General features: G+C 72.5%; 20 protein-coding genes. 7 read left to right on the top strand and 13 right to left on the bottom strand.

The window, feature by feature from the left end; all coding sequences use genetic code 11:
* Positions 1 to 65 precede the first annotated feature (65 nt).
* The 4 genes from ACFQGL_RS27480 to ACFQGL_RS27465 form a co-directional block, all read right to left on the bottom strand.
* On the bottom strand, positions 66 to 1,604 hold the full coding sequence (locus ACFQGL_RS27480) for an alpha-amylase family glycosyl hydrolase (protein ID WP_377515419.1): 1,539 nt from the start codon (positions 1,602 to 1,604) through the stop codon (positions 66 to 68).
* Positions 1,601 to 3,343, bottom strand: a complete 1,743-nt coding sequence (locus ACFQGL_RS27475; protein WP_377515418.1) for a GH39 family glycosyl hydrolase — start codon at positions 3,341 to 3,343, stop codon at positions 1,601 to 1,603. The genes ACFQGL_RS27480 and ACFQGL_RS27475 overlap by 4 nt, the downstream gene beginning before the upstream one ends.
* A 3-nt stretch (positions 3,344 to 3,346) precedes the next feature.
* Positions 3,347 to 5,203: a GH39 family glycosyl hydrolase gene (locus tag ACFQGL_RS27470; protein WP_377515417.1), complete on the bottom strand. Its 1,857-nt coding sequence runs from the start codon at positions 5,201 to 5,203 to the stop codon at positions 3,347 to 3,349.
* Between the two features lie 139 nt (positions 5,204 to 5,342).
* Positions 5,343 to 6,368, bottom strand: a complete 1,026-nt coding sequence (locus tag ACFQGL_RS27465; RefSeq protein ID WP_377515416.1) for a LacI family DNA-binding transcriptional regulator — start codon at positions 6,366 to 6,368, stop codon at positions 5,343 to 5,345.
* Between the two features lie 105 nt (positions 6,369 to 6,473).
* On the opposite strand from ACFQGL_RS27465, the gene ACFQGL_RS27460 reads away from it, so the two are divergent.
* On the top strand, positions 6,474 to 7,103 hold the full coding sequence (locus ACFQGL_RS27460) for a VOC family protein (protein ID WP_377515415.1): 630 nt from the start codon (positions 6,474 to 6,476) through the stop codon (positions 7,101 to 7,103).
* A 95-nt stretch (positions 7,104 to 7,198) separates the two neighbouring features.
* Here ACFQGL_RS27460 and ACFQGL_RS27455 read toward each other — a convergent pair whose 3' ends face one another.
* Positions 7,199 to 9,124, bottom strand: coding sequence for a S9 family peptidase (locus ACFQGL_RS27455; protein WP_377515414.1), 1,926 nt, complete (start codon positions 9,122 to 9,124; stop codon positions 7,199 to 7,201).
* Between the two features lie 84 nt (positions 9,125 to 9,208).
* Between ACFQGL_RS27455 and ACFQGL_RS27450 the strand changes: the two genes are divergently transcribed.
* A complete protein-coding gene (locus ACFQGL_RS27450) occupies positions 9,209 to 9,751 on the top strand; it encodes an RNA polymerase sigma factor (RefSeq protein WP_377515413.1) in 543 nt (180 codons plus the stop codon).
* A complete protein-coding gene (locus tag ACFQGL_RS27445; RefSeq protein ID WP_377515412.1) occupies positions 9,748 to 10,782 on the top strand; it encodes a CU044_5270 family protein in 1,035 nt (344 codons plus the stop codon). The genes ACFQGL_RS27450 and ACFQGL_RS27445 overlap by 4 nt, the downstream gene beginning before the upstream one ends.
* 6 nt (positions 10,783 to 10,788) lie before the next feature.
* Here ACFQGL_RS27445 and sthA read toward each other — a convergent pair whose 3' ends face one another.
* Genes sthA through ACFQGL_RS27430 form a run of 3 tightly spaced genes read right to left on the bottom strand, consistent with a single transcriptional unit; the run spans position 10,789 to position 14,086 of the window.
* Complete coding sequence (sthA, locus tag ACFQGL_RS27440) at positions 10,789 to 12,192, bottom strand: Si-specific NAD(P)(+) transhydrogenase (protein ID WP_377515411.1); 1,404 nt, start codon at positions 12,190 to 12,192, stop codon at positions 10,789 to 10,791.
* Between the two features lie 56 nt (positions 12,193 to 12,248).
* Positions 12,249 to 12,887, bottom strand: a complete 639-nt coding sequence (locus ACFQGL_RS27435; RefSeq protein ID WP_377515410.1) for a response regulator — start codon at positions 12,885 to 12,887, stop codon at positions 12,249 to 12,251.
* Positions 12,884 to 14,086: a sensor histidine kinase gene (locus ACFQGL_RS27430; protein WP_377515409.1), complete on the bottom strand. Its 1,203-nt coding sequence runs from the start codon at positions 14,084 to 14,086 to the stop codon at positions 12,884 to 12,886. Before ACFQGL_RS27430 ends, ACFQGL_RS27435 begins: the two co-directional genes overlap by 4 nt.
* Positions 14,087 to 14,233: 147 nt before the next feature.
* On the opposite strand from ACFQGL_RS27430, the gene ACFQGL_RS27425 reads away from it, so the two are divergent.
* The gene (locus ACFQGL_RS27425) at positions 14,234 to 14,989 is read left to right on the top strand and encodes an ABC transporter ATP-binding protein (protein WP_377515407.1); all 756 of its coding nucleotides are present in this window, start codon (positions 14,234 to 14,236) and stop codon (positions 14,987 to 14,989) included.
* The gene (locus ACFQGL_RS27420) at positions 14,986 to 17,532 is read left to right on the top strand and encodes an ABC transporter permease (protein ID WP_377515405.1); all 2,547 of its coding nucleotides are present in this window, start codon (positions 14,986 to 14,988) and stop codon (positions 17,530 to 17,532) included. Before ACFQGL_RS27425 ends, ACFQGL_RS27420 begins: the two co-directional genes overlap by 4 nt.
* Before the next feature lie 131 nt (positions 17,533 to 17,663).
* Here ACFQGL_RS27420 and ACFQGL_RS27415 read toward each other — a convergent pair whose 3' ends face one another.
* Positions 17,664 to 19,922, bottom strand: a complete 2,259-nt coding sequence (locus tag ACFQGL_RS27415; protein WP_377515403.1) for an esterase-like activity of phytase family protein — start codon at positions 19,920 to 19,922, stop codon at positions 17,664 to 17,666.
* Between the two features lie 132 nt (positions 19,923 to 20,054).
* The gene (locus tag ACFQGL_RS27410) at positions 20,055 to 20,477 is read right to left on the bottom strand and encodes a DUF2000 family protein (protein WP_377515402.1); all 423 of its coding nucleotides are present in this window, start codon (positions 20,475 to 20,477) and stop codon (positions 20,055 to 20,057) included.
* A 50-nt stretch (positions 20,478 to 20,527) separates the two neighbouring features.
* Between ACFQGL_RS27410 and ACFQGL_RS27405 the strand changes: the two genes are divergently transcribed.
* The gene (locus tag ACFQGL_RS27405; protein ID WP_377515400.1) at positions 20,528 to 21,379 is read left to right on the top strand and encodes a helix-turn-helix transcriptional regulator; all 852 of its coding nucleotides are present in this window, start codon (positions 20,528 to 20,530) and stop codon (positions 21,377 to 21,379) included.
* Between the two features lie 38 nt (positions 21,380 to 21,417).
* Positions 21,418 to 22,239, top strand: a complete 822-nt coding sequence (locus tag ACFQGL_RS27400; RefSeq protein WP_377515399.1) for an alpha/beta fold hydrolase — start codon at positions 21,418 to 21,420, stop codon at positions 22,237 to 22,239.
* A gap of 3 nt (positions 22,240 to 22,242) precedes the next feature.
* Here ACFQGL_RS27400 and ACFQGL_RS27395 read toward each other — a convergent pair whose 3' ends face one another.
* The 3 genes from ACFQGL_RS27395 to ACFQGL_RS27385 form a co-directional block, all read right to left on the bottom strand.
* Positions 22,243 to 23,076, bottom strand: coding sequence for a helix-turn-helix transcriptional regulator (locus ACFQGL_RS27395; RefSeq protein ID WP_377515398.1), 834 nt, complete (start codon positions 23,074 to 23,076; stop codon positions 22,243 to 22,245).
* Positions 23,077 to 23,238: 162 nt separating this feature from the next.
* Complete coding sequence (locus ACFQGL_RS27390; RefSeq protein WP_377515397.1) at positions 23,239 to 24,663, bottom strand: aldehyde dehydrogenase family protein; 1,425 nt, start codon at positions 24,661 to 24,663, stop codon at positions 23,239 to 23,241.
* Between the two features lie 85 nt (positions 24,664 to 24,748).
* The coding region (locus ACFQGL_RS27385) for a zinc-binding dehydrogenase (protein ID WP_377515396.1) at positions 24,749 to 25,048 on the bottom strand (300 nt) is incomplete at its 5' end.

Below are 25,048 nucleotides of genomic sequence, written 5' to 3'. Positions count from 1 at the left end.
CGCCGACCAGCAGCCCGGATGTGCGTCCAGGCCAGACGGAGCACTCGACGGGTAGGGAGTGCCGGTCAGCACAACCAGGCGGTCGACCGGCCGGGCAGCATCAGCCCGTCCACCGGGGCGCTGGCGAGCAGCACCCGATCTCCGTACGGTCGAACGTCGATCGGGGTGTCACCCAGGTTGACCAGGCAGCTCGGGCCGTCGGTGCCTCGGCGGAAGGCGAGGCAGTCGGCGGGTGCCTCCAACCAGGACACCTGTGCCGGTCGACCGCGCCAGTGCGTGCCACGCAGCGACACCGCCGCCCGGGTCAGCGCCAGCGTCGAGGCCGGGTCGTCGACCTGCCGGGCCACCGCGAAGTCACCCCAGCCGGCCGGCTGCGGCAGCCACGGCGTCGACCCGTCCGGCCCGAAGCCGTAGGGCACCGGCTGCGTGGTCCAGGGCAGCGGCACCCGTGCACCGTCGCGCCCCCGGTCGGTGCCGCCGGAGCGGCGGAACACCGGGTCGCGGATCTCGTCGTCGGCCAGCGCCACCTCGGGCAGACCCAGCTCGTCACCGGCGTAGAGGTACACCGCGCCGGGCAGCGCGAGCATCAGCAGCACCATGGCCCGGGCGCCGTCGCGGCCCCACCGCTGCACGGCACGGCTCACGTCGTGACTGCCGTACACCCAGGCCGGCAGGCGGTCGTGCCGGGCGGTGGCGGCGAGCAGCGCGTCCACCCCCGCCCGCCAGGGTTCCGGTCGCAGTGGCCAGTAGAGCGGGTCCATGGCGAAGGCCTGGCCCAACTCGTCGGGGCGCAGGTACGGCTCGATCACCTCCGGGCCGCCCCAGGTCTCGGCCACCCCGAGCCGGTCACCCGGGTACGCGGCGAGCTGCCGTGCCCACCGGCGGTAGATCTCGTGCACGTCCTCGCGGTCGCTGTACGGCGCCGGGTCGCCGGGCCGCCAACCGGCGGGCAGCTCGGGGTACGTCGGGTCCTTCGTCAGCGAGCCGGCGGCGTCGAAGCGCACCCCGTCCACGCCTCGATCAAGCCAGAACCGCAGTGTGGCCACCGCGTCCGCGGCCACCTCGGGATGCTCGTGGCGCAGGTCGGGCTGCTCGGTGTCGAACAGGTGCAGGTACCACTCGCCGTCGCCGAAGGGCGCCCACGCGGAGCCCCCGAAGATGGACGGCCAGCCGTTCGGTGGCAACTCGCCGGCCACGCCGCGACCGGGCCGGACGTGGAACCGGTCCCGCTCGGGCGAGCCGGGGCCGGCCGCGCGGGCCGCTACGAACCAGGGGTGCGCGCTGGAGACGTGGTTGAGCACCAGGTCGACCACCACCCGCAGGCCCAGGCGGTGCGCGTCGTCGATCAGCCCGTCCACCTCGGCGAGGCTGCCCAGCCGCGGGTCGACCTCGCGGTGGTCGGACACGTCGTACCCGGCGTCGTGATCCGGGCTCGGATAGAACGGGGTCAGCCAGACCGCGTCGACGCCGAGATCGGCCAGGTACGGCAACCGGGACCGGGCACCGGCCAGGTCACCGAGGCCGTCACCGTCGGCGTCGACGAAGGAGCGCAGGTAGACCTCGTAGGTGACGGCCTCGCGCCACCACGGTCCGGTGTCGGTCATCGCGGGGTCAGCTCCAGCAGGGAGATCGAGGGCATGGGCAGGGTCACCGACAACTCGACCGAGCCGCGATCGGGGGTGAGTGTCGTCGGTGGGGTCGTGTCGGCGAGACGGTCGGCGGCCCGTAGTGCGTCCCACTGCTCGTCGGTCGGCCACCCGTCGACGCCGAGTCGCCGGGCGGTGCCGGCGAGGTTGGAGGTCTGCTCGTCGAGCCGCCGATGCCGCAGCTCGTACGCGCCGTACGCCAGCCCGTCGACGCGCAGCCGGACCGACCGGTGCAGCCGGTCGTGGTCGAGCACGCCCTGGTCGAGGGTGCCGTTCCAGAGCACCACCGCGACCCGTCCGGTCTGCGGGTCGACCGACGGCCAGACCCGGACCAGGGTGCCCGCACCGTCACCGTCGAGCCGGGCGGCGAGTTGCTCCGGGGCGAGTCGCTCCAGCATCCACAGCGCCCAGAACCGGGGTTTCGCCAGCCCACCGACCGACAGCAGCCCGAACCCGCCGTGCAGCAGTGCGGGCGGTCGGCCCAGCTCCTCGAAGTGGTCGCTGGCCACCCAGCAGGCCAGCGCCGCCACCCGACCGGCGGCCTCCTGCATTCCGGTGGCCACGAAGGCCGCCGAGAGCACCGAGTCGTTGACCGGCGCGAAGTGCGTGGGGGAGGGGCCCCACTCGGTCCAGAGCAGTGGCGTACCGGCCCGACCGTGCCGGGCCAGCGTCGGGCGCAGGTCCACCGGCGGACTGCCGTAGACGTGTGTGGAGAGGAAGTCCAGCGGGGCGCCGGAGGCGTCGACGTGATCGAGGAACGGCTCGATCCACTTCGTCGCCGCGGTCGCCGGCCCGCCGACGGGCAGGCCGGGGCAGGCCGCCCGTACGGCCCTGGCGGTCACGTCGTACATCCGTAGGTAGTCGTCCCTGCTGCCGGTCCAGAAACAGTCCAGGTCGGGTTCGTTCCACACCTCGACCGCCCAGCGGCGCAGTTCGGCGTCGCCGACCCGGTGCCGCAGGTGCCGGACCAGGTCCCCGACCAGGTTGGCCCATCGGTCCCAGTCGCGCGGTGGACTCGACACGCCGGCGTCGGTCACCACCCGGGACGGGTCGCGGGCCAGCGCCCGAGGGGTGAACGACAGCTCCAGCACCGGCCGCAACCCGGTCGGGGCCAGCGCGTCCAGCACCGCGTCGATGCCGGCGAAGTCGTGCACCGGCTCGCCGTCGACCTCGCGGTAGACGCCGAGGTCGTCGCCGAGGATGCCGTGTGCCCGGACCCGCTCGACGCCCAGCTCGCGGTGCACCCGGCCGAGCGCGGCGGCGAGCCCGGCGCCCATCTGCTCGCCGCCGACCCGGTCGGTGCAGAGCAGCAGGCTCAGGTGTTCCGAGCCGATCATGTCCCGCCAGGGCCGGTGCACCGGCCCGAGTGCCCGGGCCGCGTCGATGGTCACCTCGACCACGCCGTCGCCGTCGGCCCGGGCCGCGACCGGCGCCGTCGGCGGCCCGAGCGGGCTGTCGTCGGGCCGGTCCGGGTCGAGCACCGGGCGGACCGCGTACCGCACGGTCCGTCCGGGCTCGACAGTGGTGTCCCCGTACGGTGGCCCGGGCACCGCCAGCAGGTCGCCGCCGCGATGGTCGACCACCCGGTACGGGCCGTCGCCGTCGGCCCGGTGCACCAGGTAGCCGACGGCGTCAGGCACCCGATCCCAGTCGACGCTCACCTGACCGCGACCGGCACGGACCCGAGGGGAGGTCACCGTTCAGCTCCCGGCGACCTCGATCAGCACGGCACCCGGCTGAGGCAGCAGCAGCTCCACCACCGCGGCCCCGCCCCGGACCCGGGCGTCGACCTTCTCGGTGAGCAGCGCGTCGGCGGCGCGCAGCGCGTCCCACTGCTGCTCGGCGGGCCAGTCGGTCACCCCGAGCTGGTCGGCCAGCGTCGTGACATCGCCGTGCTCGCGGTCGAGCCTGGTCACCGTCACCGTCCGGCCGGCGGCACCCTCGACGGCGAGCCGGATCTGCCGGGCCAACGCCGGGTCACCGTCGCGCTTGGACTGGTCGAGCGTGGACGCCCAGACCAGGATGGCGAGGCTCCCGTCGGCACGGCGGCTGGCCCAGGTCTGCACCAGACCGTCCGCGCCGTCTCCGGACGCCTCGACGGCCAGCTCGGTCTCGCCGAGTTCGGCGAGCATCCGCAGGGCGTGGTAGCGGGGCTTGGCGATGCCGCCAACGGTGATCAGACCGAAGCCGCCGTGCAGCAGCCGCGGTGGGCGGCCCAGCTCCTCGAAGTGGTCGCTGGCGACCCAGTAGGAGAGCGCGTCGACCCGCCCGGCCGCCGATCGCATGCCGCTGAGCAGGAAGGTCGCCGCCGAGGTGCCGTCGTTGACCGGGTGGAAGTGGGTGGGCGTCACGCCCCACTCGGTCCACAGGATCCGTGCGTCCGGGAAGCCCAGCCGGTGCAGGGTCGGGCGCAGGTCCAGCGGCGGGCTGCCGTAGGTGTGGGTGGAGACGAAGTCGACCGGCGCGCCCGAGCGGTTGGCGTGCTCCAGCAGCGCGTCCACCCAACCGGCGGCGGCCGACGACGGCCCGCCGACGGGAATGCGCGGGTCGACGTCCTTGACCGCCTGGGCGGTGACGTCGTAGAGCCGCATCCACTCGTCCCGGGTGCCGGACCAGAACACCTCCAGGTTGGCCTCGTTCCACACCTCGAAGTCCCAGGTCAGCACCGTGTCGCCGTACCGCTCCAGCAGGTGCGCGACGAACGCCCGGACCAGGTCGGCCCAGCGCTGCCAGTCCTTGGGCGGGGAGATGAAGCCGCGGTACTGGAAGACCGTCTTCTCCGGGTCGCTGGCCAGGTCGTGAGGCAGGAAACCGATCTCCACGACCGGTCGCAGGCCGATGGAGAGCAGCAGGTCGTAGACCCGGTCGACGCCGGTGAAGTCGAGCACCGGCTCGCCGTCGACCTCGCGGTAGACGGCCAGGTCGTCGTGGAAGATCGCATGCGCGCGCACCGACTCCACACCGACCTCCTCGCGGATGCGGCGCAGCGCGGCGAGCAGTTCGGCGCCGATCTCCCGACCGCCGGAGGTGTCCGTGCAGAGCAGTTGGGACAGCCGCTCGCTGCCGATCATCGGCTGCCAGGGCCGGGGCAGCGGCACGCCCTCGGCGGCGGCGTCGACCCGCAGCGCGACGGTCGGCGCGGCGTCACCCGCCAGCAGTGCGGCGGCGTGGACCGGGGCGCCGAGCGGGCCGGTCACGGTGACCTCGGGTACGGCGGCCACCGCGTACGCGTACGTCTCGCCGGCCTCGCCGGTGGTGTCGACGTACCAGGTGTCGGGCACCGAGAGGACGTCGCCGCCGAGGTGGTCGATCGGGGTGAGTTCACCAGCGGGTACGCCGTCGCGCAGCGGCGCGCGGTGCACCAGGTAACCGACCGCGCCGGCGACCGGTGACCAGCGCAGCTGGACGTGTCCGACGCCGGCGGTGGCCACCAGGTCGTCGGGCGGGGCGAGTTGCGGGGTGCCGGTCGTGGTGCCGTCCTCATCGCTGCGCAGCGCGATGCGGGCCTCCCAGTCGGATCGGGCGTCTGCCGGTTGGCGGTCGCTTGCGCTCGTCACCGGGGTACCTCCAGGTGTGTCGTGTGGTCGGCCGGTCCGAGCACTGTAACCGGTTTCTGCGATGGTTGCGCCAGAGGAGCCGGGACTTTTTCGCGTACGGTGCCGGCCTGTCCGAGTCGATCCGGCAGAGCGGAGGTGACTAGCCGGCGCGGCGGTGACCGGTCGCCGCGCAGCCGCAGCTGCTCCGGACGACCACCTCGGTCGGCAGCACCAGGGTCGGCCCGTCACGGTCGGCGTCCCCGGTGGCCAGTTGCAGCAGCAGCCGCGCGGTCCGCGCGGCGAGCTCGCGGACCGGCTGGCGTACGGTCGTCAGCGCCGGCGTGACGAGGGCCGCCATCGGGGCGTCGTCGAAGCCGGTGATCACGAGATCCTCCGGCACCCGGAGCCCGTGACCGGACGCGCCGACGAGCACGCCGAGGGCGGTCTCGTCGTTGGCGCAGACGATGCCCTGCGGGCGGATGCTGCGGCGCAGCAACTGCTGGGCGGCGAAGACCCCGTCGGGCTGCTGCAACCCGACCCGGATCGGGGCGCGGGGCAGCGGCAGGCCCAGTTGGCGGTACGCCTCGCGGAAGCCCGCCCAGCGTTCGCTCACGTCGGGCGAGCCACTCGGGTTGCCGACGAACTCGAGCCGCCGCAGCGCGTGGTCGACCAGCAGGTGCCGGGTCAGCTCGGTCATCGAGGCCGCGTTCTCGACCCGTACGGCCGGCACGCCGGGCGGTCCGTCGCCGGCCAGGACCACGACCGGGACCATGCCGGCCAGCTCTTCGAGGGTCTCGTCGGACAGGGTGCCACCCAGCACGGCCAGGCCGTCCACCCGGTGCGCCATGTCGATCACCTCGGCGTCGGAGTCGGCGCGCAGGTGGGTGCAGAGGATGTGCACGCTGGTCCGGGAATTCACCGCCTCGGACTCGAAGCCCTGGATCAACTCCGAGAAGTACGGGCCGGACAGCCCGGGGAAGACCAGCCCCACGGCGCCGTGGCGACGGGCGGCAAGGGCCTGGCCGAGGTGGTGCGGGCGGTACCCGTGCTCCTCGATGGCTCGCAGCACCCGGCGGCGGGTCTCCTCGGAGACCTGACCGGTGCCGTTGGAGACCCGGGAGACCGTCGCGACGGACACGCCGGCCAGGCGGGCGACCTCCCGCGCTGTCAGTCGAGCGTTGCCCATGCCTGCCGATCCGTTTCTGCGAAACCGGTTACGGCAGCACTATATGGAGCTTCATCGAAGGCCACAACAGTCAGGCGGTCCGCTGCCGATGTTAGGTTCACCCGCATGACCGTGCAGATCACCGCCCGGCAGTTCCACGCGGCCGATGGCGTTGAGGACTGGCGCTGCCTCTACCACGTGGTCTCGGCCTACTTCCGAACTGGCTCGCTGACCAGGGGCATCGCTCTCGTCGACGAAATCGGCCGGCTCGTTGGCGACGACGAGCAGCAGTACCTCAACGTCGACCTGCGCCACGCTGGTGTCACGGTGTCGCTGACCCGGCGCGACGTCGCGCTGGCCCGGCGGATCTCGGCCGCGGCCAGGGAACTGGGCATCGTCGGTGACCCGACCGCCGTGCAACTTGTCTGCGTCACCCTCGACGCGCTCGTTGGCGCGGACGTGCTGCCGTTCTGGCAGGCGGTGCTGGGTTACCGCCGAATCGGCGACGACTACCTGGCCGACCCGTCGCGCCGAGGCCCGGGCCTCGGGTTGCAGCAGTTGGACGCGGTGCGCCCACAACGAAACCGCCTGCACCTCGATGTCGCCGTCCCGCACGACCAGGCCGAAGCCCGTATCGCCGCGGCGCTGGCTGCCGGCGGCCACCTCGTCTCTGCCGAACACGCGCCGAAGTGGTGGGTCCTGGCCGACGCCGAGGGCAACGAAGCGTGCGTCGCCACCTGGGTCGGCCGCGAATAGCGGATCCGGATGCTGGCCCACGTCGATCACGCGAACACTGCCTCGGCCGACGCCCGCCCGGCCAGCCGGGGCGATCGTGGCGGTCGGACGGTGGCTCAACCAAGCCACCGGTCGAACCAGGCGCGGGTGCGGCCCAGTACGTCGAGTTGGTGGTTGCGTTCGCGGATCGAGTGGTTCTCTCGGGGATAGACGACGTACTCGTGTTCGACCCCGAACCTGCGTAGTGCGCGGTGAAAGAACTCCGCCTGTGAGACCGGAACGTTCGTGTCGTTCCCGCCGTGCAGGATCAGCACCGGCGTGCGGACCTTCGAGGCGTACGAGATCGGGCTGAGCCGGTCGTGGCGGTGCGGGCCCGTCCCCTCCCAGCCGCTGCTACCGCCGAGGGCGGCTTCGAACGGCCCCTGCTCTCCGGTTGCGGCGAGCATCCCCCAGTCGCTGATTCCGGCTCCCATCACGGCGGCCTTGAATCGGTCGGTCTGTCCGACCGCCCACGCGGCCATGAACCCGCCGTGGCTCCAGCCGCCGATGCCCAGCCGGTCCGGGTTGGCGATGCCGTCGGCGACGAGCAGGTCGATGCCGGTGCAGATGTCGGTCCACTCGTCGAGGCCGACCGCGCCGGCGACGCGCGCCGCGAAGTCGTGGCCGTGCCCTTGCCCGCCGCGCGGGTTCGGCAGGAACACGGCGTAGCCGGCGGTCGCCAGCCACTGGCCGGACGGGTTCCAGCCGAGCATGAGGCGGTCGGCGTGTCGGTCGTACGGGCCGCCGTGGACCAGCGTCACGAGCGGAAAGGGCCCGTCCTTGTGAGAACGGCCGGCGGGCAGGATCAGCAGGCCGTCGAGGACCAGCCCGTCGGATGCCTGGTATGACAGGCGTTCCTGGACGCCCCACTGGATGGCGCGGAGTTCGGGCCTGAGGTCGGTCAGCCTCGTCAGCGGCCCGCTCGTGGGGCCGGCGCAGACGTCTGCGGGCTCGTAGGACGTGCTGACGACCGCCGCGACGACGTCGCCGTCCCGGTTTGTGGTCAACGACGTCGCGATGCCGTCGACTCGGGACAGCTCGACGAGGGTGGGCCCGGCCGGATCGAGCCGGTGGATCGCGGTATCGAGCCCGTCGGCGACCAGTGCCAGTGGCGGACCGGTATCGACCTGAACCAGGCTGCTCGGGCAGACGCTCGTGCCGGCGGTCAGGTTGCGGTGTGCCCCCACCGGCCCGTTCCCCGGCACGACGACGTCGAGAACCGCGTCTCCGCCCACCAGAGCGGGCGGGGTCTTCGCGACATATGCCAGGTGCCAGGCGTCGTCGACGGACCACCAGACGACCGACGACGCGTCCGCCGCGGCCGGGCCGAGCTCCCGCGTCGCGCCGCTGACCGGGTCGAGCAGGTGCAGGCCGGGCTTCACCAGACCTGGGTCCACGTCGGGGGTCGACCAGGTCAGTATCGCCAGCATTCCATCGTCCGGCCGCTGGGCCACCTCGACGACATGCCGATCGCCGAACGCGTCCGGCGTCCGGACCTCCCGGCGTCGTACGTCGAGTAGCCGCAGCCGGTCCGGGTGTACGCGTTCACCCCACACCCGAGCATCGTCGCGCTCCCGGTCGCGGCGTTCGTCCGCAGCGGACGGCTCATCGGCTGCGATCACGACGACCAGGTCGGGATCGGCCAGCGGGAGGTGACCAGACACCCCACCGGACCAGGACGTGACCGCCTCCACGACGCCGTCGACCAACCCGACCCGGTGCAGCTGCGCCGTGCCACGCTCGGCTCGGTCAGAGAGAAAGTAGATCAACAGCGAGTCCGCGGCCCACCGCGGCGCCGAATCGTGCGCCTCACCCGAGGTCAATCGTCGCGGCGGCCCGGTCCCGTCGCTGGCGGTGACCCAGAGTTCGCTGGTTGGGTGGTCACCGGCCCGTCCGACCGGGGAGACCACGTAGGCGACCCATCTGCCGTCCGGCGACAGGGCCAATGCGTGCGGAAGACGACCGTCGACCACCAACTCGGCGGTGAGCTCGGTATGCGCCACCGCTGCACAGTAGCGACCGGCGGATTTCACAGTGTGATGTCATGACTCGTCCCGGACATAAGCCCAATAGGGGGTGCTGTGGACGTGGCGGAGGATCAGTTCACCGAGTTGTACCAGCGTCATCACGGTGACGTGTGGCGCTACGTGGCCCGTCGCGTCGTCGGGTCCGACGTCGGTGACGTGGTCGCCGAGGTGTTCCTGGTGGCGTGGCGCCGCCTGGCTGATGTCCCGGCGGGCTCGGCCTTGCCGTGGCTGTACGGGGTGGCTCGGCTGGTGCTGTCGAACGAGGCCAGGGGTCGCCGACGGTGGCGGGAGTTGACGCTGCGCGTGGCGGCCGAGCCGGACCAGTCGGTGGTGGTCGATCACGCCGATGCGGTGATCAGCCAGCGTGACGTGGCTGTCGCGTTCGCGCAGGTGTCCGGTGCCGACCAGGAGATTCTGCGGCTGGTGGCCTGGGAGCGGTTGACCCCCGCCGAGGCGGCGCTCGTGCTCGGCTGCTCGCGAGCGACGTTCGCGATGCGGTTGATGCGGGCCCGTCGCCGGCTTCGGGCACGGCTGGCGGTGGCCGTCGACGGCGCGAGCCGGACGCCGGACGCGGTCGATGACGAAATGAGGAGGGTGCGATGAACGCCGTCGACGATGTCCGCGATCTGCTGGGTGGTCTGGACCCGGCCCGGGACGGCCGGCCGGGCGACGAGGAGAGCCGGGCGCGGGAGCTGACCCGGATCCTCGCCACCGACCGCACGGTGGGAAACGGCCGGCGTCGGATTCCGCGTCGTCGTCTCCTGCTGATGGCGGGCGCGGCGGTGCTGGCGGTTGCCGCGGGTGGGGTCGCGATCGAGGCGGCGCGGGAACCACGGTCGGCCTGGGCGGCCACGCCGGCGATCCTCACGTTCGGCCCGCCGGCGAGTGACGAACGCGCCGACGCCCGACTGCGGCACCTGGCCGAGGTCGCGGCGGGGCAACCGGCCCCGGACCGGCCGGCCGGGACCGTGGAGCACCTGGAGTCGGCGAACTGGTTCCTGAACTCCTCGATCTCCGGCGGCCGGACGACGTCTGGCGTCGTACCCCAGCAGTGGCGGTCCTGGCGGACCGACGACGACGCCGGTCGGATGATCAAGAAGGAGTTGCCACCGACGTTCCGCTCCGAAGCCGACCGCCGTGAGTGGCAGCGGCGCGGTGGCCGGGTCGGCTCGTCACGGGAGGTGACCGACTACCCGGCCGGCCAGTTCCACTCCGGTTGGTCCGGCGCCGTGCCGACGGACCCGACGGCGCTACGGGCGTGGTTCACCACGGGCATGACGGTGGACGTGGCGCCGGTGCAGTATCTGGAGTACGTCGCCGAGCTGGCCGGGGTACGTCTGCTGAGCCCGGCACAGCGCGCCGCCGCGCTGCGGCTGCTGGCCAGCCTGCCGGGCATCACCGTGAGCGGGACCGTCACCGACCGGGCCGGCCGCGCCGGGGAGGCGTTCTCGATCACCTCCGACGCGCACGGCCTGCCCGCCCAGTACACGGTCATCGTCGACGCGCGGTCCGGCTCGTTGCTCGGCTACGAGGAGGTGCTCACCACGACCGCGGGCATGCTGAACGTGACGATCCCCGCGGTGATCAGCTACCGCTCGTACCTGGTCGCCGAGTATGCGGTGATGCCCCGTTGAAGGCGCTCAGCCGTCGATCCGGGTGATGTTGCGGATCTTGTTGGACGCGTCCAGGGCCGCCACCTTGTACGCCTCGGCCAGCGTCGGATAGTTGAACACGGCGTCGACCAGGTAGTCGATCGTGCCGCCGCAGCCGATCACCGCCTGCCCGATGTGGACGATCTCGGTGGCGGCGGTGCCGAACACGTGCACGCCGAGCAGCCGGCCGTCGTCGGGGGAGACGAGCAGCTTCAGCATGCCGTACGAGTCGCCCACGATCTGACCGCGCGCCAACTCGCGGTAGCGCGCGATGCCCACCTCGAACGGCGTCGAGGAGTCGGTCAGTTGCCCCTCGGTCTGCCCGACGAAGCTGATCTCCGGGATCGTGTAGATGCCGATCGGCTGTAGGCCGTGCATCTCCCGGATCGGCTCACCGCAGGCGTGCTGCGCGGCCAGGCGGCCCTGTTCCATCGACGTGGACGCCAGGGCCGGAAAGCCGATCACGTCACCGACCGCGTAGATGTTGTCGACCGACGTGCGGTAGTTGGCGTCGACCTTGATCCGGCCGCGCTTGTCCGCCTCCAGCCCGGCCGCCTCCAGCGCCAGGTCGTCGGTCTGGCCCTGCCGGCCGGCGGAGTACATCACCGTGTCGGCGACGATCTTCTTGCCGCTCTTGAGGATGCACAGGGCCGCCGTCTGGTGCTTCTCCACCGCCGCGACCTCCTCACCGAAGCGGAACGCCACGGAGAGGTCACGCAGGTGGTACTTGAGCGACTCGACCACCTCGTCGTCGCAGAACTCGAGCATCCGGTCGCGGCGCTCCACCACGGTCACCTTGGTGCCGAGCGCGGCGAACATGGACGCGTACTCCATCCCGATCACCCCGGCGCCGACCACGACCATGCTGCGGGGTACGGCCTGCAGGTTGATGACACCGTCCGAGTCCACGATGGTCCGGTCGTCGAAGTCGACACTGTCCGGCCGGGCCGGGCGGGTGCCCGCCGCGATGATGATCTTGTCGAAGGTGACCCGGGTGTCGCGGCCGGAGCCGCCGTCGACCCAGATCGCGTGCGCGTCCGCGAACCGGCCAGTGCCGGTGATCATGGCGACCCGGTTGCGGGCCAACTGGTTGCGGATCACGTCGGTCTGCCGGGTGATCACATGTTGGGTACGGGCGGCCAGGTCGCTGACCGTGATCTCTTCCTTGACCCGGTAGCTGCTGCCGTAGAGGTCCCGCTGGCTGAGCCCGGTCAGATAGAGCACGGCCTCGCGTAGCGTCTTGGAGGGGACGGTGCCGGTGTTGATGCACACCCCACCGATCATGTCGCGGCGGTCCACGATGCCGACCCGCCTGCCGAGCTTGGCAGCGGCGATCGCGGCCTTCTGTCCACTGGGGCCGGAGCCCAGCACCAACAGGTCGTAGTCATACACAATCGTTAGCCTCGCAAGATGTCGCGGCCCGCGCCAGACCCGGGAGCGGCCCTTCGTCAGCCGACGAGGCGGCGTTCCCAGGCCCAGGCGGCGATCTCGACCCGGTTCCGGGCCGGAAGCTTCATCTGCACGCTGGCCAGGTGGGTCTTGACGGTGCCGACGGCGATGAAGAGCTGGGCGGCGATCTCGGCGTTGGTCAGGCCCCGGGCGACGAGCCGCACGACGTCGAGTTCCCGTGGGGACAGCCCGGCGTCGTCGCGCACCGCGGCGGGTGTGCTCAGGTGCTCCAGCAGCCGAACCGTGATAGAGGGGCTGATCAGCGCGTCACCGAAAACGGCCGCGCGGACGGCCTCCACGAGCAGCGCCGGGCCGGAGTCCTTGAGCAGGAAGCCGCAGGCGCCGTTGGACAGCGCGGTGTGCACGTACTCGTCGAGGTCGAAGGTGGTCACCACGACCACCCGGATCGGGTCGGCCACGCCCGGCCCGGCGAGCAGCCGCAGCGCTTCGAGCCCGTCGAGGCGAGGCATCCGGATGTCCAGCAGGACCACGTCCGGGCGCAGGCGGCGGGCCAGCTCGACCGCGGCGACCCCGTCGGCCGCCTCGCCGACCACCTCCATGTCCGACTGCGCCTCGATGATCATGCCGAAGCCGGTCCGGACCATCGCCTGGTCGTCGGCGATCACCACCCGGATCACGGGAGCACCGCCGGGCGAAGCGGCAGCGCAGCGTCGAGCACCCAGCCGCCGGCGACGCCGGGCCCGGCGGTGATCGTTCCGCCGAGGGCGCGTACCCGCTCGGTGAGGCCCAGCAGGCCGAAGCCGTGCCCCCGGGCCGGCGCCGTACGCGGGGTCGCGCCGTCGTCGGCCACCCGGATCAACAACCAGTCCGGGGTACGACGTACCGCCACGTCCACGGCTCGCGCGTCCGGGGCGTGCTGACGGGTGTTGGTCAACCCCTCCATCACCACCCGGTACGCCGACGTGGAGACCTCGACCGGCAGCCCGTCCAACGGGCCGTCGACGTGCAACCGGGCCGGGCTGCCCGCCGTGGCGTTGTGCCCCTCGATCAACGGAGCCAGCTCGGCCACGCCGGCGAGCGGGGCCAGCGGCGCGTCCGGCGGGGCGTCCGGATTACGCAGGATGCCGACCATCCGCCGCATCGAGGTCATCGTCTCCGCACCGGCCCGCTCGATCTGTTCCAGGGCGGTGATCACCCGCTGCGGGTCCTGCTCGGCGACGAACCGGGCGCCCTGCGCCTGCACCACGATGCCGGTGACGTGGTGGGCGATGAAGTCGTGCAGGTCGCGGGCGAACTCGGCGCGCTGCTCGGCCCGGACCAGCGCGATCGTCCGGTCCCGCCGGGTGGCGATGACGCGCAGGTAGATCCCGCCGGCGGCGGCGCCGACCGCGGCGAGCGCCTGGACCAGCCCGAAGATCACGTACACGCTCTCCGTGCCGGAGCGCAGCGGCAGCGCCGCGACGGCGAGCGCGGTGAGCGCCGCAGCCCACGGCGCGATCCGGGGTGCGCCCTGGCGGGCCACCACGAAGACCACCGCCAGCAGCCCGGCCGACTCGGCGAGCCCCCAGCTGCCGCCGAACACGTAGCTTCCGGTCGACGTGAACAACCAGACACTGAACGTGACGGTGAGTGAGGCGGCGCTGAGCACGAGCGCCGACATCGGCAACCTTCGGGAGCCCTGCCGGTGCACCGGCAGCCACACCAGCGCGGTCGCCACCGCCAGCCCCACCCGCACCAGGATGAGCAGAGCGGCGTCCGTACGCATCCCGGTGGCCAGGCCGAACCGAAGGTCGAAGAGGCCGAGCAGGGCCAGCGTCGCCAGGCCGGCGAGCTGACCCAGGCGTACCCACCATGTCGAGAGTCCCGGCGTGTTCATCGTGACCCAGAGTAGCCAGGGCGGCGGTGTAGACGGATCGGCCGAAAGGCAGACCCGACAGTCGGGATCCCCCGCCGCGGGCCGATGCGGCAACCGGGCCATGGCGGCGAGGCTTCCCCGGTCACCATCGCAGTCACTGGAGGAACGATGAAAACGCACGCCCCGCCGGAGATCAGCCAGGCCGTCGCCGCGGTCGATCTGGTGAAGGTGTACGGCAGCGGCGACACCGCGGTCCGTGCCCTGGACGGGGTCTCGGTCGGCTTCGGTCGGGCCGAGTTCACCGCGATCATGGGCTCGTCCGGGTCCGGCAAGTCGACGCTTATGCACTGCCTCGCCGGCCTGGACACGGCCACCTCCGGGCGGGTCCTGCTCGGCGGCACGGAGCTGACCGGGCAGTCCGACCGGACGCTGACCCGGGTACGCCGGGATCGGATCGGGTTCGTCTTCCAGTCGTTCAACCTGCTGCCGCAGCTCACCGCCGCGCAGAACATCACCCTGCCGCTGGATCTCGCCGGCCGGCAGCCGGACAGCGAACTGCTCGCGCACCTGGTCGACGTGCTGGGGCTCGGCCAGCGGCTCGGTCACCGGCCCAGCGAGCTGTCCGGCGGCCAGCAGCAGCGCGTCGCGCTGGCCCGGGCGTTGGTGTCGCGGCCCGAGGTGGTCTTCGCCGACGAGCCGACCGGCAACCTGGACTCCCGCGCCGGAGCCGAGGTGCTCACCATCCTGCGCGACTCCGTACGCGACCTCGGCCAGACGGTCGTCATGGTCACCCACGACCCGATCGCCGCCGCGTACGCCGACCGGGTGGTGCTGCTCGCCGACGGTCGGGTCGCCGGCGAGATCGACAAGCCGGACCAGGTCTCGGTCACCGACGCGTTGCGCGAGTTGGCGGCTGCCGCATGAGGGCGACGGTGTTGCGTACCCAGGTGAGCGGGGCGGCCCGCCGTCCGGGCCGGCTGATCCTGACCGGGCTCGCCGTCCTGGTCGCGTCGTTCGTCGTCTTCGGCACCGTGCTGGTGCAGCAGATCACCGAACGAACCACGCGGGACAACCTCAGCGGCACCCCGGCCGCCACCGACCTGGTGATCGGCGACCTCGACCACGAGCCGCCGACCGTGGCGGCGCTGCGGCAGGTCGGTGCGCTGCCCGGCGTCGCCGAGGCGGTGGGCCGGCTGACGGTCGGCGTGTCCATCGGCCAGGGGTACGTCAACCTCCAGGCCGATCCGGGCACCGGTCCGCTGGCCACCGTCCGGTTGATCGAGGGCAGCTACCCGGACAGCCCCGGGGAGATCGCGGTCAGCCCGCGTACCGTCGAACGGCTGGGGCTCTCGGTCGGCACCGTGACCAGCGGGTTCGGCGGTGAACTCACCACCCCCACCCGGCTCACCGTCACCGGCGTGGTCGCCACCCCCGACGACGGCGGTTACAACGCGTACGCCCCGGGCGACGTCATCCTGGCTTGGGGCCACCTGAGGGCGCTGGAGCGGATCGACCTGCGGGTGGCCCCCGGCGAGGCGGCGGCGACCGTCCGGCAACGGGCGGCGGCGGTGGTCCCGGCCGACCTGCCGATCCGTACCGGCGACGAGGTACGCCAGGCCGAGGCGAACGCCGCGGCCGAGCAGGTCTCGAAGCTGTTCGCCCTGGTCGGCATGTTCGTCGCGGTCGCCGTCGCCGCCGCGGCGTTGGTGGTCACGTCGACCTTCCGCATCGTCTTCGCCCAGCGGATGCGCCAGCTCGCGCTGCTGCGTGCGGTCGGCGCGAGCCGGGCCACGCTGGTCGGAGCGCTGACCGCCGAGGGTGCCCTGACCGGGCTTGTCGCCGGCGTCGTCGGGGTCACCGGGGCGCTCGCCGTCGGGTACGCGCTCCCGGCGATCCTGCGCGCCAGCGGCCGGGCGGTCTCGTCGCCGGGCCTGCCGCTGGCGGCGGCGGGCGCGGTGGTGGTCGGCGCGGTCGTCCTCACCGTGCTGGCGGTCCTGGCGCCGGCCTTCTCCGCCGCCCGGGTCTCCCCGTTGGAGGCGCTTCGCGTGGCGAGCGTCACCGCCGGCCGGCGCGGCATCGGTGTGCCGCGCCTGGTGGCCGGGCTGCTGCTGGTCGTCGGTGCGGCCCTGGCCGGCGCCGCGACGATCAGCCGGTTGCCGACGCCGGACCAGGAGTCCTACGACCCGATGTCGGGGTTGCTCCTGCTCGTTGTCTCCGGTGCGCTGGCGTTCTTCGCCCTGGTGGCCCTCGGGCCGCTGCTGGTGCGCCCGGTGCTGGCCGTGGTGGGCTGGCCGCTACGCCAGTTCGGGCCGCACGGACGGCTGGCCGTCGGTGGGATCGGTGGCACGCCCCGCCGGGCCGCCGCGATCTCCGTCGTGGTCGCGCTCGGCGTGACCCTGATCTCCGGCGTGCTGATCGGCGGCGCGTCGATGCGGGTCCTCGCCGACCGGGAGATGGCGCTCGCCGCACCGGCCGACTTCGAGGTCACCACCAACGAGGGCCCGCTGCCGGCGGCTGTCGTGACGCGGGTCGAGGCGGCGCGGGGCGAACTGGCGCGGGTGGTGCCGTACCGGCGGGTCGACGACGTCACCCTGGTGCGAGGCGGCGAGCTGCTTGGTGACCCGGTGTCCGACGGCGAGTCCGGATACCCGACGAGCGATCTCGACCTGACGGCGTTGCCGAGCACCGACGATCTGGACGTGGCGCACGGCACGTTGGCCGAGCGTGGCCCGGGCCGGATCGTGCTCGGCGGTTGGGTCGCCCGGAGAACCGGGCTGGGGGTCGGTGACACCGCCGCGCTCGCCCGTGCCGGGCGGACGGTCGACGTACGGGTGGTCGCGGTCCTGCCCGACAACGGCCCACTGAACACCGGCATCCTCACCGACTCCGCCGACCTCGACCGGCTCGGTGCGCCGGCGGCGTACAAGGGGTTGCTGGCCGACGCGTCCCGCTCGGGGGAGGATGGCCGTACCGCCGCCGTGCGGGCGCTGCGACAGGCGATCGGGGACAGCAACGGGGTGGGCCTCGCGGTCCTCGCCGACGAGCGGGACCGCAACGACTCGCTGCTGGGCACGCTGCTCTGGATCGCCGTCGGCCTGGTCAGCCTGACCGTGCTCATCGCGGTGGTCGGTGTGGGGTCGACGACCGCGCTCTCGGTCGTGGAGCGGGCACGCGAGTCCGGTCTGCTCCGCGCGGTCGGCCTGTCCCGGGCCGGTCTGCGCACCATGTTGACGACCGAGTCCGGCCTCTACGGGGTGATCGGTGCGACCTTCGGCCTGCTGCTCGGCGTCCCGTACGCCTGGTTGACGGTCCAGACCCTGGGGCTCAACGCGCCGCTGGCCCTGCCGGTGCTGCCGCTGGTCGGGCTCTTCGTGGCGCTGGTCGTGCTGACCGCGTTGGCCGGTGTGCTGCCGGCCCGCCGGGCGGCCCGGGTCAGCCCCGTGGCGGCGTTGGGGACCGACGGCTGAACTCCGCCGTGGCCCGGTGGCCCCACAACCGGGGTCGCCGGGCCACGACGCCCGGATCGGTTGCCGAAGCACCGTCGGAAACGCGGAACGGCTCCCGGCGCAGCGTGCCGGGAGCCGTTCCGCCGAGCGGCCTACCGCAGGCCGGGAACGTCGATCACGATCAGCTCGGTGTCGTCCGCACGCCCCGGGATACGGCCGTCATTGCCCGGGAAGTTGTTGTCGTTGGCGACGAGCACCCGGTCACCGCCGAGCGGCAGCACCGACTCGACCGACTGCAGAGGGAACGAGAAGAGCGGGCCGACGCCGTACTCACCCGGGCGGGCCGGGGTGGAGACGCCCGTCGGGTCGGCGATGTGCATCAGGTCGACCACCGTGCGCCGCGGCAGGTAGCCGTCCGCGCCCGCCTCGTCCAGATCGGTGACGACCAGGCGCTTGACCTGCGTCTTGGCGCCCATCTCGTTGTCCCGCTCGATCAGCAGCAGCCGCCGACCGTCGAGCACGGCCGCGTCACCGACCATCAGGGACGGATCGTCCACCCGGAACGACCAGGTGCGGCCGGTGTACCGACCGTGCCGTACGTCGAACTCGTAGACCACCCGACGGCGCTGGTCGGGGTCGGTGGTCTTCGCCTTCTCCAGGATGGGGTAGAGGGTCCAGCCGTCCTGGCTGACCGCCATCGCCTCGAAACCGCCGCTGGCCGGCTGGTTCGGCGTCTCGCCCGGCGCCAGGTCGGGCGACTGCGGCGACTTGCCGCCGTCGGGCAGCGGGATCGGCGCCCGCAGCACCTTGCCGGTCCGGTCGGTGTTGATCAGGTACGGGCCGAACTCGTCGCCGATCCACAGGTTGCCCCGCGCGTCCCGGGCCAGCGACTCGATGTCGAAGTCCGCGCCGGTCAGCAGACGGTCCCGGGTCTCGCCGTTGACGATCGGGAACGGCACCTTGTGGTCGGGGTCGCGGAAGCTGATGTGCCCACGGATGGACACGCCCTGGCGGTGGTAGTTCGGCTCGATCTCGTACGCCCGCAGCAGGAAGTCCGCCGAGTTGTCCTTCGCGCCGAAGCCGTTGTCCGGCATGGCGAGCAGCCGCTTTCCGGAGCGGTCACCGGGCTGCGCCGGAATCACCGCGGAGAAGCCGGGGATGGGCTGGCCGGGGAAGGGCGCGCTGATCCCGTTGACCGGGTTGGTGGCGAGCTGGGTGCCGGAGATCGGACCCGGCTGGTACGCGGTCGCCGACAGCAGCGCCCGGTCCTTCAGCGTCACCTCGGACCGCAGCCGCACCGACAGCGAGTAGACCCGGGTGGTCTGGGTGGCGCTGCCGTTGTCGTCGGAGATGAGGTAGAGCTCGCGGCGACCGTCGGGGAGCTGGCCGCCGAGCGCGGCGCCCTCGATGTTGTCCAGCAGGGGATTGGGCTGCGGCTGCTTCGAGGTGGCGCCGGACGGCGGGCAGTCGGCGATGTCGACCAGCAACTCCTTGCCGAGCCACGCGCGCGAATCGGTCACCGTGGACAGCGACGGCACCGCGGACACGTCGGGTGCGCCGGTCGCGGAGACGCGGTAGACCCGCACCGTGTTGCCGACTCCGGTGGTGAAGCCCCGTTCCACGGCGAGGAACTGCTCGTCGCCGAGCGCCACCAGCTCGACCAGACCCAGGTTGGGGTCGGTGCGGTACGCGTACTGGCCGGTCGGGGTGTAGGCGCCGCCCTCACGGCCGGCGTACCGAAGAATCCGCTGCAGCCCCCGACCCCCGGCGTCGCGGCCGTCCGCGGCGAGCGGCCCCTCCATCCCGGCGTAGAGCATCCGGTGGTCCGGGGTGGTGGTCAGGGCCTCGAAGGTCTGGTTGACCGCGGCCTCGCCGGCCGGGGCGACGTGGAACCGGTCCGGCACCGGAAGCGACGCGATCTCGCGGCCGTCGGAGAGCCGGAACCGACGGATCGTCGGCTCCCGCTCCGAGCTGGCCAGGATGGTGGCCCCGTCGCGCTCGACGACGAGCCCCTCACCGTCGAAGTCCGCGCCGGTGTACGGCGTGCCGTCCGGGCGGGTGAGCGGGTGGACGTCGCGGACACCCACGTCGACCCCGCGCCGGTCGGTCTTCAGGCCCAGCTCGTACACCCGGGCGGGAGTGGTACCGATGTTGTCCACCAGCGCCAGGGCGCGTCCGGGACGGGCGAACGCCAGAGCGGACAGGCCGGAGACCGGAGTGTCCGCGAACGTGGTCTTGTCGAGGGCGTCGGAGAAGCCGAGCAGCGACGCGTCCGGCGCGCAGCTCGCCCCCGTGCCCGGGTGCTCCGGGGTCGGGTGTGCCGACGCGCCGGGCGTCGGCGCCGCCGCGAGCAGCGAGATCGCCACCGCCGCGGACGCGACGGCCCGGATCCGGATGGAATTGGTACGCACGTGACCTCCAGCATCGAGTCGCGGTAGTTACCGCCGGCCGATGCAAACGTCCGCCGCTCACCACAGTGGAACCCCCACCGGAACGTCACCTGAACAGCCAGTGCACGGTGTTGTGCCGCGGAGCCGAGGTGGTCAGGGGTGCATGGTCGCGCCCCTGAGCACCTTGTCCACCACGTTGCGTGGCGCGTGCAGCGCCAACCCCACCAGGTCGAGCTTCTCCCGACCGACCGCCTGCACGGCGGCCCGGTTGTCCCGGTCGTTGCCGGTGGCGAACAGTTCCTGCGTGAAGATCGCCGGACGCAGCCCGCGGGTGAGTGCGCGTGAGTGCGCGCCGACCAGCGTGGCGCGGTCACCGGCGAAGATCAGCACCGGCTGGCCGAACATCGGCAGGTATCGGGTGCCGTCCGCGTCGCGGTACTCCTCGCCGAGCAACTCCGGCTCGGCGTGGGCGATGCCGCTGACCAGGAAGGCGGTGACGTTCAGCCGCTGCCAGCTCGCCAGGTCGCTGCGGAGCAGCACGGCGATCTTGGTGGGGAAACGGATTGGTTCGGTCATGGCGTCGAGGCTGCCCGCCCCGAGGCCGCCCGGTCTTGTACGTTCTTAGCGTGGCCACCCGCCCGGCGGGCTCGCACGTCAGCGCGTGGCGACCCGCGGTAGCCGGGGTCGCCGAGGTGTTCCACGCCCATTTCGTGGATCACGCCTACCCGCCGCACGTGCACGACGTGTGGACGCTGCTGATCGTCGACGACGGTGCGGTCCACTTCGACCTCGACCGGCACCGGCACGGGGCGCTGCGCACGTCGGTCACGCTGCTGCCGCCGTACGTGCCGCACGACGGCCGTTCCGCCAGCGCGAACGGATTTCGTAAGCGGGTCCTGTACCTCGACACCTCGGCGCTCGGTGCCGAACTCGTCGGTCGGGTGGTCGACCAGCCGGACCTGGCCGATCCGCACCTGCGCGACCGGATCCACCACCTGCACCGGGTGCTCGCCGGACCCGGGGACGAGTTCGAGGCCGAGAGTCGGCTCGCGTTCATCCTGGACCGGCTGCGTCAGCAGCTCCGTCAGCGCGCGCCGAGCAGCGTCCAGCCGGTCGCGCGGGGCCTGGCCGAGCGACTGCGTGAGCTGCTGGATGCCCGGACCGTCGAGGGCGTCACGCTGCGCGAGGCGGCCGAGTTGCTGCACGCCCACCCGACCCACCTGGTCCGCGCGTTCACCCAGGTGCACGGGCTGCCACCGCACTCGTACCTGACCGGTCGCCGGGTCGAGCTGGCCCGTCGGTTGCTCCTTGCCGGGCAGCGTCCGGCCGAGGTCGCCGCCGCGGCGGGGTTCTTCGACCAGGCGCACCTGACCCGACACTTCCGGCGTTACCTGGGCATCAGCCCGGCCCGCTATCCGCGTGCCCGGAGCGGGTGGCATTCGGGCGATGCGGCCTGTCCGGCGAACGGTCGCACCTAGCATCGGAGGAGGACCCTCCCAGACCAGGAGAAATCGGCATGAGCTACCTCACCACGAAGGACGGCACCGACCTCTACTACAAGGACTGGGGCACCGGGCCGGTCGTCACCTTCTCGCACGGCTGGCCGTTGAGCGCGGACGCCTGGGACGGGCAGATGCACTTTCTCGCCACGAACGGGTTCCGGGTCGTCGCGCACGACCGCCGGGGGCACGGCCGGTCGAGCCAGTCCGGCAGCCACAACGACATGGACGGGTACGCCGACGACCTGGCCACCGTCATCGAGGCGCTGGACCTGCGGGACGTCACCCTGGTCGGCCACTCCACCGGCGGCGGCGAGGTGGCCCGCTACATCGGCCGGCACGGGACGGGACGGGTCGCCAAGGCGGTGCTCATCTCCGCCGTACCGCCGATCATGGTGCAGTCCCCGGACAACCCGGAGGGGCTGCCGATCAGCGTGTTCGACGACCTGCGGACCCAGCTCTTCGCCGACCGGTCGCAGTTCTACCAGGACCTGGCGCTGATGTTCTACGGCGCCAACCGCAAGGGCGCGAAGGTGTCCAAGGGCATCCTCGACCAGTTCTGGCTGTGGAGCATGCAGGCCGGCCTGTGGAACGCCTACCAGAGCATCAAGGCGTTCTCCGAGACCGACTTCCGCGACGACCTCGCGAAATTCGACGTCCCGACGCTGGTGTTGCACGGCGAGGACGACCAGATCGTCCCTGTCAAGGACTCGGCGCACAAGACGGCGAAGCTCGTCGCGAACGCCAAGGAGATCTACTACCCGGGTGCCCCGCACGGCATCACCTCGACGATGCAGGACCAGGTCAACAAGGACCTGCTGGCGTTCCTGAAGAGCTGAGCCTCAGACGAGCTGGCCGCCGATGACGGCGAGCAGCCGCAGCTTCTCGTCGCTCTCCGAGCCGGGTACGGCGGTGAAGACCAGCAGCGTCTGGGACTGGTCCGGATCCACCAGGGTCTGGCAGTGCAGCTCCAGCGGACCCACCTCGGGGTGCACGAAGTGCTTCGGCGGGCAGTAGCTGCCCGGCACCGGGTGCTCCCGCCACAGCCGGGCGAACTCCGGGCTCCGGGTCAGCAGGTCGTCGACGATCGCGGCGGCCCGCGACCCCTGCCCGTCGCGGGTGTACGCGGCGTGCAGGTGCGCGACGAGGAGCCGGCTCTGCGTCGGGCGGTCCTCGACCCGGTGCAGCAGCCGTGCCTGCGGGTCGGTGAACCAGCGGTGGTGCAGGCTGCGGGCCAACCCGGCGTGCCGGGTCTCGTCACCGAGCAGCGCGATCGCGGGCGCGGTCTGCGTCAGGGTCTCGCCGAGGTGGTTCACCACCTGCGCGGGAGTGTCCTGCAACCGGTCGAGGATCCGCATCATCCCCGGGTTGACGTGGTCGGCCCGGACCGAGCGGTGCGGGACGGCGTGACCGCCGAGCTGGAACAGGTGGTCACGTTCGGCCAGCGTGAGCCGGAGGCCACGGGCCAGCGCGGCGAGCATCTGCTCGGAGGGGCGCGGGCCGCGCTGCTGCTCCAGCCGGCTGTAGTAGTCGGTGGACATTCCGCTCAACGCGGCGACTTCCTCGCGGCGGAGCCCACCGGTGCGTCGCCGCTGCCCCCGGGGCAGCCCCACGTCCTCGGGCTGGAGCGCCTCGCGTCGGGTGCGCAGGAAGCTGGCGAGTTGGGCGCGGTTCACGATGACTCCTCCACGTCGCGTTACAACAGGCGGACGCTGGTGCGCTGTTCCCCGGCGACCCACCCTCCGGATCGGGGAACGGGCTTTTGGGCGGTGATGGGCGGGGTGTCCCGGCGGACGGGACACCCCGACATCGTCGAACTCAAGCCGGAGGACGGCCGGTCACCGCTGGATGGACTTGGTCTCCAGGAACTCCTCCAGGCCGAAGCGGCCGAACTCGCGGCCGTTGCCGGACTGCTTGTAGCCGCCGAACGGGGCGAGCGGGTTCCAGTGGCCGGCGTTGACGTCGACCTGACCCACCCGTAGCCGCCGGGCCACCGCCAGCGCGTGCTCCGGCTCACCGAAGACGCCGCTGGTCAGGCCGTACAGGGTGCCGTTGGCGATGGCCACGGCCTCCTCCTCGTCGGCGTACGGGATGATCGTCAGCACCGGGCCGAAGATCTCCTCCTGGGCGATCGCGGAGGTCGGGTCGACGTCGGCGAAGATCGTCGGCTGGACGTACGCGCCGGTGGGCAGGCCGGCCGGTCGGTCCGGGCCGCCCACCACCAGCCGGGCGCCGTCGGCGATGCCCCGCTCGATGTACCCGAGGACCTTCTGCCGGTGCGCCTCGGAGGCCATCGGGCCGATCCGGGTGGCCTCGTCGGTCGGGTCGCCCACGGTGTACTGCTTCGCCGCCTCGACGGCCAACGCCACGACCTCGTCCTGGCGCGACGCGGGCACCAGCATTCGCGGCCACGCGCCGCAGACCTGGCCGCCGTTGGTGAACGACATCATGAGGCCCCGGTCGACCGCCGCCGGCAGGTCGGCGTCGTCGAGGATGATGTTCGCGCCCTTGCCGCCCAACTCCAGGGCGACCCGCTTGACGGTCTCGGCGGCCACCGCCGCGATGCGCTTCCCGGCCCGGGTGGAGCCGGTGAATGAGATCATGTCGATGTCCGGGTGGGCCGACATGGCCTCGCCGACGCTCGCGCCGGTGCCGTAGACGACGTTGAACACGCCCGCCGGCACGCCCGCCTCGGCGGCGACCTCGGCGAGGATCCGCGCGGTCAGCGGGGCGTTCTCGGACGGCTTGAAGACCATCGTGTTGCCGGCGAGCAGCGCTGGCGCGAGCTTGGAGACGATCTGCTGGAGTGGGAAGTTCCACGGGGTGATCGCGCCGACCACGCCGATCGGCTCGCGGACCAGCAGCGAGTTGCCGATCTCCTCGGTCCACGGAAAGTCGTCGGCCAGGCCGGCGATGGAGTCGACCACCGCGGCCGGGAAACTGACCTGGGCGGTCCGGGACATGCCGATCGGGGAGCCCATCTCGGCGGTGATCGCACCGGCGATCTCCTCCTGCCGGGCGGCGAGGCCCGCGCCGAGGCGGCGCAGCACGTCCGCGCGGTGCTGCGGCGTGGTCGCCGCCCAGCCGGGGAAGGCGGCCCGAGCGGCGGCGACGGCACGGTCCACGTCGGCGGCGGTGCCGGCCGGCGTCTCGGCGACGACCGCGCCGGTCGCCGGGTTGACGACGGGCAGAGTGCCGGCGGTGCCGGCGACGGTCTCGCCACCGATCCAGTGACCGGTGACGGTGTAGGTGGAAGATGTCATGCACCGACCGTGGCACCGGCCCGGAACCCCAACCAGGTGCGGTTTATCCAGGGTCTGGCGATCCCTGGCTGGGGTCGGGCACGGATCAGAGGGCGAGGACGATCCGGCCGGACGCCGCGCCGGTGGCCTGCCGGACCCAGGCGTCCGCGACCGAGGTGAACGGCACCACCTCATGGTCGACGGTGAGCCGGCCGGCCGCCGCGTGCCCGGCCACCACGCCCAGCGCCGCCGCCCGCTGCTCGGTGGAGAGCGAGTTGTTGGTGTAGCCGATCACGTGCAGCGATCCACCACGCAGCACCGCGGACTCGACCGGCGCGCTCGCGTGCGCCGCGCTGCCCAGGTTGACCAGACGGCCACCCGGGCGCAGCACCCCCGCGGGCGCCCC

The sequence above is a fragment of the Micromonospora vulcania genome, from assembly GCF_042658605.1.
GTDB classification, from domain to species: domain Bacteria; phylum Actinomycetota; class Actinomycetes; order Mycobacteriales; family Micromonosporaceae; genus Micromonospora; species Micromonospora vulcania.
The sequence above is the reverse complement of the archived record's forward strand: the minus strand, read 5'-3'. Positions and strand labels throughout refer to the sequence as shown.

Excerpts from the sequence above, each read along its gene's own strand:
- ACFQGL_RS27480 (WP_377515419.1), bottom strand. The coding sequence starts at position 1,604 with ATGACCGACACCGGACCGTGGTGGCGCGAGGCCGTCACCTACGAGGTC.
- ACFQGL_RS27465 (WP_377515416.1), bottom strand. The coding sequence starts at position 6,368 with ATGGGCAACGCTCGACTGACAGCGCGGGAGGTCGCCCGCCTGGCCGGC.
- ACFQGL_RS27460 (WP_377515415.1), top strand. The coding sequence starts at position 6,474 with ATGACCGTGCAGATCACCGCCCGGCAGTTCCACGCGGCCGATGGCGTT.
- ACFQGL_RS27445 (WP_377515412.1), top strand. The coding sequence starts at position 9,748 with ATGAACGCCGTCGACGATGTCCGCGATCTGCTGGGTGGTCTGGACCCG.
- ACFQGL_RS27430 (WP_377515409.1), bottom strand. The coding sequence starts at position 14,086 with ATGAACACGCCGGGACTCTCGACATGGTGGGTACGCCTGGGTCAGCTC.
- ACFQGL_RS27425 (WP_377515407.1), top strand. The coding sequence starts at position 14,234 with ATGAAAACGCACGCCCCGCCGGAGATCAGCCAGGCCGTCGCCGCGGTC.
- ACFQGL_RS27420 (WP_377515405.1), top strand. The coding sequence starts at position 14,986 with ATGAGGGCGACGGTGTTGCGTACCCAGGTGAGCGGGGCGGCCCGCCGT.
- ACFQGL_RS27410 (WP_377515402.1), bottom strand. The coding sequence starts at position 20,477 with ATGACCGAACCAATCCGTTTCCCCACCAAGATCGCCGTGCTGCTCCGC.
- ACFQGL_RS27400 (WP_377515399.1), top strand. The coding sequence starts at position 21,418 with ATGAGCTACCTCACCACGAAGGACGGCACCGACCTCTACTACAAGGAC.
- ACFQGL_RS27390 (WP_377515397.1), bottom strand. The coding sequence starts at position 24,663 with ATGACATCTTCCACCTACACCGTCACCGGTCACTGGATCGGTGGCGAG.